Origin of the sequence: Caproicibacter fermentans (genome assembly GCF_014303955.1) — a bacterium.
GTDB classification, from domain to species: Bacteria; Bacillota; Clostridia; order Oscillospirales; family Acutalibacteraceae; genus Caproicibacter; species Caproicibacter fermentans.
Genome location: NZ_CP060286.1, coordinates 3202889 through 3215827, shown reverse-complemented (window position 1 = coordinate 3215827; position 12939 = coordinate 3202889). Strand labels below are relative to the sequence as shown.

At 53.1% G+C, this 12939-nt stretch carries 10 protein-coding genes; 1 reads left to right on the top strand and 9 read right to left on the bottom strand.

Features of this window, described 5'->3' with window-relative positions; all coding sequences use genetic code 11:
- Positions 1 to 73 precede the first annotated feature (73 nt).
- Together HCR03_RS15970 and HCR03_RS15965 are read right to left on the bottom strand one after the other, a co-directional pair.
- Positions 74 to 973, bottom strand: a complete 900-nt coding sequence (locus HCR03_RS15970) for a hydroxymethylglutaryl-CoA lyase (protein ID WP_187035345.1) — start codon at positions 971 to 973, stop codon at positions 74 to 76.
- A 13-nt stretch (positions 974 to 986) separates the two neighbouring features.
- Complete coding sequence (locus HCR03_RS15965) at positions 987 to 2198, bottom strand: CaiB/BaiF CoA transferase family protein (RefSeq protein ID WP_066642036.1); 1212 nt, start codon at positions 2196 to 2198, stop codon at positions 987 to 989.
- A 400-nt stretch (positions 2199 to 2598) separates the two neighbouring features.
- Between HCR03_RS15965 and HCR03_RS15960 the strand changes: the two genes are divergently transcribed.
- On the top strand, positions 2599 to 4500 hold the full coding sequence (locus tag HCR03_RS15960) for a sigma 54-interacting transcriptional regulator (RefSeq protein ID WP_156989847.1): 1902 nt from the start codon (positions 2599 to 2601) through the stop codon (positions 4498 to 4500).
- Between the two features lie 102 nt (positions 4501 to 4602).
- Here HCR03_RS15960 and HCR03_RS20185 read toward each other — a convergent pair whose 3' ends face one another.
- The 7 genes from HCR03_RS20185 to HCR03_RS15930 all read right to left on the bottom strand — a co-directional run bounded on the left by HCR03_RS20185 (position 4603) and on the right by HCR03_RS15930 (position 12765).
- Positions 4603 to 4737, bottom strand: a complete 135-nt coding sequence (locus tag HCR03_RS20185) for a hypothetical protein (protein WP_267459189.1) — start codon at positions 4735 to 4737, stop codon at positions 4603 to 4605.
- 133 nt (positions 4738 to 4870) lie between these two features.
- Positions 4871 to 6139 (bottom strand): ABC transporter permease, encoded by a 1269-nt coding sequence (locus HCR03_RS15955; protein ID WP_066642027.1) that lies wholly within the window; start codon positions 6137 to 6139, stop codon positions 4871 to 4873.
- Positions 6139 to 6849 carry an ABC transporter ATP-binding protein gene (locus tag HCR03_RS15950; RefSeq protein ID WP_156989846.1) on the bottom strand — a complete coding sequence of 237 codons (711 nt, stop codon included), beginning with the start codon at positions 6847 to 6849 and terminating at the stop codon, positions 6139 to 6141. The genes HCR03_RS15955 and HCR03_RS15950 overlap by 1 nt, the downstream gene beginning before the upstream one ends.
- Complete coding sequence (locus HCR03_RS15945) at positions 6846 to 8159, bottom strand: efflux RND transporter periplasmic adaptor subunit (protein WP_187035343.1); 1314 nt, start codon at positions 8157 to 8159, stop codon at positions 6846 to 6848. The genes HCR03_RS15950 and HCR03_RS15945 overlap by 4 nt, the downstream gene beginning before the upstream one ends.
- Positions 8160 to 8163: 4 nt before the next feature.
- The gene (locus HCR03_RS15940; protein ID WP_187035341.1) at positions 8164 to 9210 is read right to left on the bottom strand and encodes a TolC family protein; all 1047 of its coding nucleotides are present in this window, start codon (positions 9208 to 9210) and stop codon (positions 8164 to 8166) included.
- Positions 9211 to 9563: 353 nt separating this feature from the next.
- Complete coding sequence (locus tag HCR03_RS15935; RefSeq protein WP_187035339.1) at positions 9564 to 10355, bottom strand: hypothetical protein; 792 nt, start codon at positions 10353 to 10355, stop codon at positions 9564 to 9566.
- 85 nt (positions 10356 to 10440) lie between these two features.
- The gene (locus HCR03_RS15930; protein WP_187035337.1) at positions 10441 to 12765 is read right to left on the bottom strand and encodes a SpoIIE family protein phosphatase; all 2325 of its coding nucleotides are present in this window, start codon (positions 12763 to 12765) and stop codon (positions 10441 to 10443) included.
- Positions 12766 to 12939 lie beyond the last annotated feature (174 nt).

Below are 12939 nucleotides of genomic sequence, written 5' to 3'. Positions count from 1 at the left end.
GGTCATGTCAGCAGGGCGGATTTATTGAGTTATGTTTCATTATTTCCTACATAAAAATTTATGAAACATATTTTTAGCAACACAAGCCGCTTTTGATTCGGATATTATGGCCGCTGTAAATTCCGTTTGGAATCATCTGATATTCCGCCTTTGCCGCCGCAAGAATTTTCTCAAAGGAAATCCCGGTTTCATATCCCATCTCGTTCAGCATCAGAACAAGGTCCTCCGTGGCCGTATTCCCCGACGCACCGGGAGCGAACGGGCAGCCGCCCAGACCGCCGAGCGTTGCCTGCACTCCGTCTATTCCGGATTCCACGGCGGCAAGGGTATTGACAAGCCCCATGTTCCGCGTGTCGTGAATGTGGATTTCCACCCTGGCGGCGGGGAATTTCTCTTTAACCGCTTTCAGAAAAAGGCGAACCTGTGCCGGGTCCGCCAAACCGACGGTATCGCACAGATTGAACGTTGTAACTCCAAGGCCCCAGGCGCGCTGCAGGAAACCGAGAAGCGGCTCCACCCTGCGAAACTTTCCCTCAAACGGGCAGCCGAACGCCGTCGCGACGTCCAGACAAACGTCGAGCTCCGGAAAAGACTCCTTGATTTTTGCCAGTTCTGCAAACGATTCGTCATGTGTCCGGTTGATATTTGCTTTATTATGACTGACGCTCAGCGAAATCACGTTGGTTACCTTTTTTATTCCGGCTTCCCGGGCGGACTGCGCGCCCCTGAAATTCGGGATGAGCGCGAACAAATCAAGCTCCGGGTATTTCCGAAGGCAGGCGCGGGCGACTTCACCGGCGTCTTTCATCTGGGGAATCGCTTTGGGATTGACAAAAGATGTAATCTGCATGTGTTTTACGCCCGATTGCACCAGATTGTCGATGACGGTCAGCTTGTCCGAAACGGGCAGATAATCGGGCAGGTTTTGAAAACCGTCGCGGGGACCGACCTCTATCACGTCGATTTTTTTCATCGTAATCACCTCCTTACAGAGCTCCTTTCGCTTTCAATTCATTGATCCGGCTATCGCTGAGACCCAGCTTTTCGCCCAGAATTTCCATGGTTTGCTGGCCGAGCAGAGGCGCGGGGCGGAATTCTTCAATGGGGTGGTTGGTCAGTTTAATCTGGTTGCCGGTAATTGTCAACTTGCCGATTGGATGGTTGCATTCCACGAACATTTTTCGCGCGCCGGAAATGTGGGGATCCTTGACCACGCGGTCTATGGTGTTGATCGGCGCCGCCGGGCATCCGACTTTCAGAAGCATGTCGACAATTTCATCAATCGTGTACTGAGCAGTCCATGCTTCCACGATCGGTTTCAGCGCTTCGTGATTTTGGACGCGGAGAATATTTGTGCGGAAGCGGGGGTCTTCCGTAAGCTCGGGCCGGCCCATTACACCGGCCAGCAGCCCGAACAGCTTGTCGTTGCCGGCAGCGATCACGACGTACTGATCTTCCCCCTTTGCGCGAAACGTGTCGTAGGGGTATACGGCTTCATAACGGTTGCCGATCCGGGTGGGAACTCTTTCCTGAACCAAATAGATCATGTTGATGATTTCAAGCGCGGAAACCATGCCGTCCACCAGCGAGATGTCGACTTTTTCACCTTCCCCCGTCTGCAGTTTATGCGAATATGCGGCAAGAACGCCGATGGCGCAGTTTAAACCGCCGACTACGTCGGCAATGGCGGTCCCGGTCCTGGTGGGGGGGCCTCCGGGCCATCCGGTAGTGCTCATCAGGCCGGACATCGCCTGCCCCACAATATCATACCCGGCGCGCTGGCTGTAAGGGCCGTAGTGCCCGAATCCGGAGACGCAGCCGTAGATGATTCCGGGGTTGATCTGCCGCAGCTCGTCGTAGCCCAGTCCGAGGTGCTCCATGACGCCGGGACGGTAATTTTCCAGAACAATATCGCTTTGCTTTACGAGTTGTTTGAAAATATCCTTGCCGTCCTGGCTTTTCAGGTTTAAAGTCATTCCGCGTTTGTTCCGGTTCAGGTTCATGTAATACGCGCTTTCTTTCAGCCCGTTGCTCTGAACCATGGGCGCGTTGGCACGGGAGTCGTCGCCTTTCCCGGGTATTTCAATTTTGGTGACGTCGGCACCCATGTCGGCCAGAAGCATTGCGCAGTAAGGGCCTGCCAGCACTCTGGTAAGGTCGAGGACTTTGCAACCTTTCAGTAGTCCTTCATACTCCATTTTTCCTTCATCCTTTCGTTAGGACATGCCGTTTTCGGGAACGTTGTACCCGAACAACCTCCTGAATCAGCAAAAGTCATGCCAGATTCATCGGGAAGGGATGAAAATTCTTATCAGGAGCGGAGGAAGCGGCCGGCACCGGCGGCTTGACCGATTTGAGAATCTGATGAATCCCTTCGCAAAATACGATAGAATCGTTACACCGAAAAAAAATATGTTTCAAAATTTCAGACGATCGGAATTTTGAAACATATTTTTAACAGTAACCTTTTACTATTTCAATAACTGTATCCAGCATATGAAGTTACAATTTAGTCAATTTAGATGTTCTTCTGCGTATCTTTGTGCTATACTGTGGAGGATGGGCAGCCGGCCGATTCGTTGAAAGGAGCGGACACAAATGTTTCAGAAATACAGAATCTGTTGTTTTACATACGGTAAGCTGCATGAACTGGCGCTGAATGCCGTCCGGCAGCTCAACGATCCCGAGATGGAAATAACCTGCGTCTCAACACAGGGGCAAAAACTAAACAAAAGCATCCGGCTGGCTTTAAAAAACAATACGGAGGTTTTTATTGCCGGCAGCTCGAACTTTGAAACCATTTCGCATTCTTATGACATCCCAATCGTGGGTATTGAAGTGGGGTATCAGGATTATCTGCAGCATATTGTGGAAGCGTCGAAGAAGGCCGACCGGATCGGCATTGCCTGCTATCAAAACAGGCTGAACTATGATTTCAGCCTGCTTGAACCTTTTTTGGGAATCCAAATCAAAAAAATCATTTATAACCGCAATACGGATCTGCCGGAAAAGATGAGGGACTGCGGCTGCCCTCTCATCATGGGAGGAGGGTACGCGTGTGAGGTTGCCGCGCAGCTCGGTTTAACCGGCGTGTTAATTTATCCCGGCATTCAGGTCATTATCAACGCGTTTCGCACCGCCAAAATATTCGCGCAGCGGCTAAGAAAGAAAAAGAGCGATATGATGTATTATGCCGCCGTAATCGGAGAGTCGCCGAACGGGATCATCAGTATCGACCGCTTCGGAGCCGTTACAAATTACAACCCAAGCGCCGAAAACTATCTGGGGGTAACGGCGTCCGACGCGCTGGGCAAACAGGCTGAAACCCTGTTCCCGCAGTTGAAACTGACCTCCACCTTTCAGCAAAAATCACGCGTTGAGGATACGGTCGTACTGTACCACAACCGTCAGCTGCATCTTCGCAAAATTCTGATGACGGAAGACCCGGCCGTGGAGGCCGCCGCAACTGCTTTGATCACCGACCTTTCCGACTTCAGAAAATCAGAAATGTCTTATTTGATCAAACAGCGCGCGCTGTTAAGCAAAAGCGGGTTTATTTCGAAATATCATTTTTCTGATATCCTCGGAAATTGCGCGGAACTGAAGAAGACCCTGAATAAAGCAAAACTTTATTCAAAAACGAATTACAATATTTTAATCTTCGGGGAAACCGGCACCGGAAAGGAACTTTTGGCGCAGAGCATCTGCAACTATTCCGAACGCGCGGGGCAAAGTTTTGTGGCTGTCAACTGTGCCGCGCTGCCGGATAATTTGCTGGAAAGCGAATTGTTCGGCTATCAGGAGGGCGCTTTTACCGGCAGCGCAAAAGGCGGGCACCGGGGCCTTTTTGAGCTTGCTAACGGCGGAACCATTTTTCTCGATGAAATCGGCAGCGTATCCCCGGCGCTGCAGGTCAAGCTGCTGCGGGTTTTGCAGGAACACGAGATTATGAGGATCGGAGACGACAAAATCATACCCGTCGACGTACGGGTGATCGCGGCGACAAATAAAAATCCGGAGGATATGCTGAAAGACGGGTTTCGTATGGACTTGCTGTTTCGGCTGAATGAGCTTGAGCTCGAACTGCCTCCTTTGCGCAGGCGCGGGGAAGATATTCTTCTGCTTTTCCGGCAATTTTTGAATCATAAAGTAGAGGCCGGACCGGTTCTGATTCCGGATGATGACCTTTCCCTTCTCCGGATGTACTCATGGCCGGGAAACATCCGCGAACTTCATAATGTGTGCGCGCGCTTTTCTCTTTTTCTGAATGCGCAGGGAGAAGAAAAATCATTTTCGCGCATCCTCCGCGAGTGTATTGGGGAAAAGCGGCTGCTGGCGGATGTTTTCAGCCGGTACCATTACGCGCCCGGGGTCACGGACGCTTCTGCGGATATGCTTCATGATTTATCCGACAAATTGGGATATACGCAAAAGGAAATTGCCGGCATGCTTCATATCAGCCGTTCTACCCTTTGGAGAATGCAAAAAGAATCCGACTGAATCGTCCGGCCCAAGTGGGGATTTCGTACCGATGTTGAGCAAACACAATCTTCAAACAGAATGGCCGGACCCACGCTGGGTCCGGCCGTTGTCCTCACAGTATCATTCTTTATCAAAATCATAGAAATGGAAGGAATCCACCGTGCTGTCAATCTTCCACAGCAGATGCTCTTGTGGCACCAATAAGTCCGTGTTCACAAATTCCACTGCGTTTCTGCGCAGTTTTTCCCGTTTCAACTTCTTTTATTGTCTGCTTCTGTTTTGCCGTATTACAACGAAAAAGCCCAGCTTCCGCCGGACTTTTTCAACAAGCAGCCAATCGGGCGCCGCCGGGGTATGGAGTTCCCCTTTCAAAGGGGATTTTTTCCGCTTATTCGTATCGCAGCGCTTCGATCGGGTCCAGCTGGCTGGCCTTTTTCGCCGGATAATATCCGAAGAAAATGCCGATCAGCATGGAAAATCCGACGCTGATGAAAATGATCGGCACGGAAATTACCAGCTTCATCTTCAGCAGGGCCACCCCCGCCGCAGCCAATCCGATTCCCGTGATAATCCCGATTATCCCGCCGATGACGCAGATGATGACCGACTCCACGATAAACTGCATCCGGATATAGCTGCTGCGCGCGCCAAGAGCCTTGCGCGTGCCGATTTCCCGCGTGCGCTCGGTCACGGAAACCAACATGATGTTCATGACGCCGATGCCGCCGACAATCAGGGCAATCGCGGCGATCGCGGCGATCGCAATGGAAATGGTCCCCATCATGGAGGTCACGGAGGACAGCATGTTCTCCATATTGTAAGCCGAGCACGTGTATTTGGGATTGTTGGCGTACAGCCGTTTCATGTAGGACTCAATCCGGTCCGTGAACGCATGGGTATCGTTCACATTCTTCAGCCTGATTTCAAACGAGGAATAGTTCTGGTTATCCGACGTTTCCTTGGCAACGCTGACCGGAATGTAAAGCGTCGTGCTGATGTCCTTGTCCGCGACGGCAGCGCCGCCGAACCCCTGCTGAACATATTTGTACACGCCGACGATCGTGTAGGATTCCACGCCGTCGCTTGTGTCCACGTTGATTTTTTGGCCGAGCGGATCGGTTCCACTGCCGAACATGTTGGAAACCAGCTTATCGGAAACCACCGCGACACTCCGGTTTCCGCTGATATCGCGGTCCGTCAGAAATCTGCCCTTCTGAACATCGACATTTTCAACCGAACCGAATCCCGGATTTGCCCCGTAAATCGTTACATTCGCGTACTTATGCCCATCCTGCGCCTTGCCGCTGCCGACGGATTCATAAAGTGCAAGATCGCTGATTTCATTGGAGAACTTTTTGCGCACCTGCTCAATCTGCTCAAAGGTCAGCAGATCGCTGTCGTCCATCTTCTCCGTCCCTGATCCGTTCATCTGCCCGTAAATGCTGTCGTTATCGCTCGGAGCAACATAAACGTAAATGTTGTTTGCCCCCAGGCCCGCCATGGTATCGGAAACATTATTGGTCACCGCGTCCCCGATGGAAACAATCGCAATGACCGAGCCGATGCCGATGATGATGCCGAGCATCGTCAGAAACGCGCGTATTTTATTCGCCCTCAGACCGGCGACCGCAAGAATGACGTTTTCTTTCAGGAACATTACACCGCCGCCTTTCCGGAACCGGGTCTGTCGCCGACAATCATTCCGTCGCGCAGCGTCACGACCCGGTTGGTTTCCTCCGCCAGCTCTGGGTTGTGCGTAATCAGGACGATCGTCTTGCCGTCTTCCTCATGCACCTTGTGGAACAGATCCATGACCATTCGCCCGGTCTCGGAATCCAGCGCGCCCGTCGGTTCGTCCGCCAGCAGGATGGCCGGGTCGTTCGCCAGCGCGCGGGCGATGGCGACGCGCTGCTTCTGCCCTCCGGAAAGCTCGTTCGGCTGGTGATCCATGCGGTCCCCCATCCCCACCAGACTCAGAAGCTCTTTCGCCCGTTCCACGCGCTTTTTACGGTCCATTCCCGCGTAAAGCATCGGCAGTTCCACATTTTTCAGCGCGTTGTTGCGGGGAATCAGGTTAAAGGTCTGAAAAACAAACCCGATTTTTTTATTGCGGACATCCGACAGCTGATTGTCGCTCATCCGTTTGATGGAAATCCCGTCCAAGATATATTCCCCCGACGTGGGGCGGTCCAGCACGCCGATCATGTTCATCAGCGTGCTTTTTCCGGAACCGGAAGCCCCCACAATGGCAATGAAGTCCCCTTCCTCCACTTCCAGAGAAATACTTTTGAGAATATGCAGCTCATTCGGTGTTCCGATATAATAATTTTTAATGATTGAATTCATCTGGATGATCGTCCGGCTCATTTTTGGGCCTCCCCTGCCAGCTGAATCGTATCACCCGCGGAAATCCCGTCCGAGTTTCCGATGATAAGCATTCCGTCTTTCAGCCCGGAGCCGGAGATTTCAACCGAGACGTCGGTTTCAAGACCCGTGGTAACCGGAATTTCCTTTGCCTTATAAAGAGCGCCGGTTTTTTCCGCCGCCATGATGATGTTGCCGTCGTCCTTTTGCAGCAGGGCATCATACGGAACAACAAAAACATTTTTCTTTTCCTGAAGAACAATGTCCATACGGGCTTTCATCCCGATGCGAAGGGACGAATTCAGGTCGTCTATGGATACCTTCGCGGCATAAGTGACGTTGCCGGTTCCTTCCGTCGACGCGGTTGCCGCCGGAGCGATGGTTGTAACCGTACCCTTGATTTTCGCATCCCCCGTCGCGTCGGTCTGAATGGTTACGGGGTCGCCCGGCTTTACGCTCGCCGCATCCATTTCTTTGATCTGCGTGTCTACGATCAGGTCGCCCGTATTCTCAATAACAAACATGACTCCGGTCGGCACGGCCCCGACCGTCGCGCTTTTCACCGTAACGGTGCCGTCCGCCGGCGCTGTAATCACGGAATCCTCAAGGTTTTTCTTCAGCTTTTCCAGCCCGACATCCGCGCTTTTGTCCCCCGCCTTCAGCACCGCGCTGTCATAGGCTTCCTTTGCTGCTTTCAGATCCTGATCCGCCTGATTCTGCGCGATCGTCAGCGATTTCTGCGCTTTATCATAATCACTCTGCGCCTGTTCCATCGCCGTTTTGGAAATCTGACCGTTTTCATACAGCAGTTTCTGATAGTTATAGTTATCCGCCGCGGTTTTCAGCGCGGCCTGAGCCGTTACTACGCCGTTGTTCAAACCGTTGCTGTTCAGGTACAGCGCGTTATCATAGTTTCTTTTGGCCTGCGCGAGAGCAAGCGCCGCGCTCTTACCCGCATCGTCCGTCGTGTACTGCTGCTGTTCAACGTCCTTTTCCAATGTAGCGGTATCCAAAACCGCCAGAACGTCTCCCTTTTTCACACTGTCGCCGACATCCACGCTGACGGTTTTAACCGGATAGGTCAAAGTCGTATACACATTGTGGGAATCGTTGCTGTGAACCGTCCCGGACACGGCCACGGTATCCTGAAGGTTCGTTTTTGACAGCTTGGTGGTTGTAATATTGGTATGTATGTTCTTGGATTTGGCGCGCACGGAGCAGGAGTACGCTCCAACCCCCAGGACCAAAACCGCTACCAGCAATATCGCCGCCGTTTTTTTGGTAAACTTAAACTTTTTCGGTTTTAGTTTCATGTATTCAGCTCCCTGTTGAAAATCCGTTTTTCATATTTATATAGCTCAAATAACTGGTAAACAGGGTATTCCGGTCGTCGGCGAGCGTGCTTTGCAGGGTTTTCAGCTCATCGGTTTTTTCGTCCACCGATTTCTGACTGGAGTAACCGAGGGAAAGCGCTTTGCTTTCCTGTGTGAGTTCCGCCTGTTTCCGCTGTACCTGGTCCAAAGCCTGCTGGTAAACCGTATATGCGCTGGTCATGGAATCATAAAGCTTCTGAAACGCAGCCTCTTCCGATGTTCTGGTCTGCTGAAGCGCAATATAGGCATTATCCAAAGTGTTTTTTGTATACCCTGGATCCCCTTCTTGGTTTTGCTGAAGTTCGTAAGCCAATTTTGCCTTCTTTATGTTGGAGTTCAGTCCGCGCATGACGATCACATCCGCACTGTAATTGATCTTCGGAATCTCCTGCAGGGTAAGGTCATCCGCCGTGACGGGTTTGATATCCATATTGACATTGGACGGCAGGTTCAGCAGCGTGCGAAGGGAGGCTCTTTCCCTTATCAGCTGCGAATCCAGCTGCGTCAACGTGTTCTGCGCCTGATTGTATTTATCTTTCTGGCTGTCGCAGTCACTCTGAGAGATAAAGCCGGAGGAAAGGGAAGAAAGAGCTGCGTTGTATGCCTTCTGCGCATTTTCCGCGCTCGTCTGCGCCGCCGCGTAACGGTCGTTGTCCGCACAGTAGTTCAGGTAACTTTGCTTTGCGTTCAGAACCGCGTTCTTCATATTTTCATCATATTGAACCTGTGCAGCGTCGTATTGATTGTCATAATATTCTTCGTTGTCGGTATCTTCGTAATCATCCTTATTGTCTTTCGCAATTTTCAGATTGTTCAGATAAGTCTTTACATTCAGGTTGTAGGTTGACATAATATCTTCGATGCTGTCGAGTGTAACCTCGACCGTTTGCTTCTGATCCGAAGACTGTGCCGTTTCTTGCGCGTAAGCAGGAACCGTGGCGCCCGCTGCCAATGTGAGCGTCAATAAAAGGGCAATCCCTTTTTTCATCATTTTACTCCTTTCCAAAATCAGCGAATTTCCGGTCAACAACCTAAATAATACTGCGAATTTTATGATTGTCAACAGAAGCCGAGCAAAATAAAACGGTTTGTTACTGTATTAACGTCCTAATACAATCATACGCTAAAATCATGTTTTGTCAACTGCTTTTTTTCATTTTCTTGGATCGGATGAGATTTTAATGAAAATTCAATGAATTCAGCTATCGATATCAAAAATAATTAGTAATCTTTACTTTCTTGTTAAAGAAACGATTCAGCAAAAAATTCCACTTCAACAAAAAGGAGCCGGACGCATGCATCCGGCTCCTGTCATTACCAAAAAATTATTTTTACGTCTTTTTTTTATCGGAATCCGGCGATGATCACTCCGATGCCGACCACCACGGCAATCAGGCCGAGCCCAACCGCCGTCAAGCGGGATTTTTGCAGAACTTTTTGGGCCTGTTCCTCTGATTTATAAGTGACCAGCGAACGCTTCTTCCCGGAAGACGCCGCGATGCGGTACCGCCTCGCATGCCGGTACAGGTCCCCGGCGATGTTCAAAGGCTGATTCACATGGTAAAAATACTCCAGAACATGGTATCCGGCAATATCGGAACCAAGCCGCGGGAAAAATCGCCGGCAGCTTTTCAGGTGCCTGTCCATCCATTTGGAATTTTTCTCTTCATAGCTGTCGCAGGCGGAAAGCAGCTCCGCCCGGTCGCCGAAGCTTTCCAGATCCACATAGATCTTTTCATCCGACGTGGAATCCATAATATAGAAATCATCCGGGCCCGATTCCCGGTACTCTTCTGTCTGTTCCAGATTGGAAGCGGACCGGAATCCCCGCCTCTGCCCGCCGCTTTTTTCACGGCACGAATACGAAACGGTTTTATAGCAGGCCGCCGGGCGTTCGGTCACCGGTGCGACGGCCGGAAGGTCCGTTCTGGCGAGGCCGTAGAGCTCCACGGAAAGCCTTGCGCCCGGATCCTCTTTCAGCTTCCGGTTCAGCGCTTCGACGGCTTCTTCAATCGGAACCGGGCGGATCGGTTCCGCCGGCGGCGCCGAAGCCGCCCTGCGCTCCGCCTTTTTCATCATAAAAACCGCGCCGGCGATTCCGGCAAGGATCATCAGGATTCCAATGGCAGTCTGCATTTTGTTTCCTCCCGACTGTTTTCTCCATTGGATATTTTAGCATGTTCCGCAGCCTAATTCAACGGAAAATGGGCCGGTTTCAGATTTACTCCAGTTTTGTCAGCATCTGAACCACAACGGTGATATCGTCGTCATGGCCGTCCCTGCGGTTTGATATCGCACGCGAGACGATTGCCTCCGCAAGCTCCTGCGGCAGACGGCCGTTCCACTTCTCCGCCTCTTCACAAATCCATTCCGCGCCGGAGGAAAGCGCCCCGTCGGTCATCAGAATCAGCAGATCCCCGTCCGCAAGCGTTTCGGAGGATTTTGCAAACCGCGTTTCGTTCAGGATTCCGATCGGCAGGCTGGGGGTGTCGATCACCGCCGCGTGCCCGTTCCGCCGCAGAATCGCGGACGGCGCTCCGGCTTTGAACAGCTCGGCACGGCCGTTGAACAGATCCACCGCGGCAATGTCCATGGTGGCAAGCGATTCGTCGCCTGATTTCACCAAAAGGGCCGAGTTCACGATTTTCAGCGCGGCGTCGAATCCGATTCCCGCTTTGATCAGACGCGTCATAATACCGCAGGCCATCGCTCCGTCCACGGCGGCCCTGCCTCCCGTCCCCATCCCGTCACTCAGGACGGCGATCTGACGGCCGTTGCCGTCGGAGAACATCTCCCAGCTGTCACCGCAGAGTTTTCCGTTTCCGCAAACATGTTGCGCACATCCGGACTTGATGCGAAAGACAGGCATCTCCGTCATCTGAATCCGGCATTTTCCGCCCGCCGTGGTAACGCACGGCGGCTGAAACGTGCGGGAACAGGCGCGGGAAATCTCCTCGGTCAGCTCAGCCTTGCTCAGCCGCGCGCAGTCCACCGGACCCGATACGATTTCAACCGACATGCGCCCGAACCGATCTGTTCTGCAGCTGACGTCAAAGGGCTGAATCCCGGCGATACGCAGCGTTTCCTCCACCTTTTGCGCCGCCGCGTAGTCAAAGAGGTCGTACAGCTCCAGCTCGGATGCCATCTCCTCCAGCATGCTGCTCGTCGTTTCAAACTGAACCGCGACGACGTCCCGCACCTGCTGCGCGCGGCCCTCCGCGGCGGCGCGGACCACATATTCGCCGTAGTTGCGGTTCACGGCGTCCGCAATCAGATTCAGGCGGCCGCAGTGCGAAGCGAACGGCTGGCTGAAATCCTCGCGCTGAATCTGGCCCTTTTCCTTCAGCTTTCCTGAAAGATCGTTAAAAGCGTTCATGCTGTCGGTGAAATTTCGGTCCCAGCAATAGGCGTTCAGTCCGCAGGTGCGGCAGACCTCGTCCGCAGCTTTGTGGTAAACGCTGCTAATATCCGGAGAGCAGACGACCTGCAGCTTTTTGGAAACCTCCTCGACGGATTCCGAGACGCTGCCGAGCGCCTTCGCGGCGAAATCCAGCTTCATGATCACCGAACGGCGCAAGCCTTCCGCACGGGAAGAATCGTCGCTTCGCGAGAAAATTCCGACAAGGCCGCTGCCGGTTTTGGCCGGGAGCAGCATATAAATGACGGTCGCCGCCATCACCTCGTAAAGGCCGCTCACCACCGCCGCCTGATTTCCAACCTGAAGGGAAGCGATGGTATTCGCCGCCACAAACGCGCAGGCGGATGCAAGCCGGCCCACCGGCGAAAACAGCCCGGCCATCAGCCCGCCCAGAGCGTAAGCGCCGGAAAGATAATTCAGGCCCGCCGTGGAAAGACTGAACGCGATTCCGGCCGCAACACCGGAAACGCTTCCGCCGCTGACCCCGCCGTACCGCGCGGCAAACAGAATCGCCAGCACCGCGAGGACCCGGCCCGCCGAAACTCCCCCAGCGGACAAGCCGGACAGGGAGAGAATTAGAAGCCCTGCCGAAAACGCGGCGCACGTGGTCTCCTGCGCGCTCCATTCACCGGGGCTGCGGCCTGATTCCCAGACGGAGACCGTCCGACGGAAGAAGTACGCCGCCGCGCCCGCAAGCATGGCTTCCGCCACGTACATGGCGGTCGTCGCGGTTCCGGAACCATTGACCAGCGCCACGCTCATCCCGGTTGCCAGCACAGGCAGAAACGCAACCACCGGCGCGAACACGGGGTGCGAGCGTAAACGCACAAGATCGTTCAGGGTCCAGCGAATCGCCGCGGCAGCCAGCAGCGCGGCCAGATAGTGAACCGGGACCGTAACGGCCGAGGGAAGAAGATACCCCGCGGCACTGCCAAGAATCGCGCTCCACAGAACCGAATAGGGCATCGCTGCCGCCGCCGCAACGCCGAACGGCGCGTACTGCCCGAAAACGGTCCCCCGCGCGAAAAGCATGCCCGCCGTAAAAGCCGCAAGATGCCGCGCGGCCGTCCGTGCCGGGGCCGCCGCCGCCGCGGAAAGTCGGATACGCCGGATGTTTTCCTTTGCCATGGATCTATCACCGCCATTGTTTATTGGAACAACTTGTCCCCAAATTGACCTAAGTCTATTATACGATTTGTATTTAGACCATATTGTCATAACATGGCGTAAAATAATGGCGAAAAGAATCGGATAAAACCATATTATCATTTATTAGGATTTATCTGGCAACCGGAGGGAAAC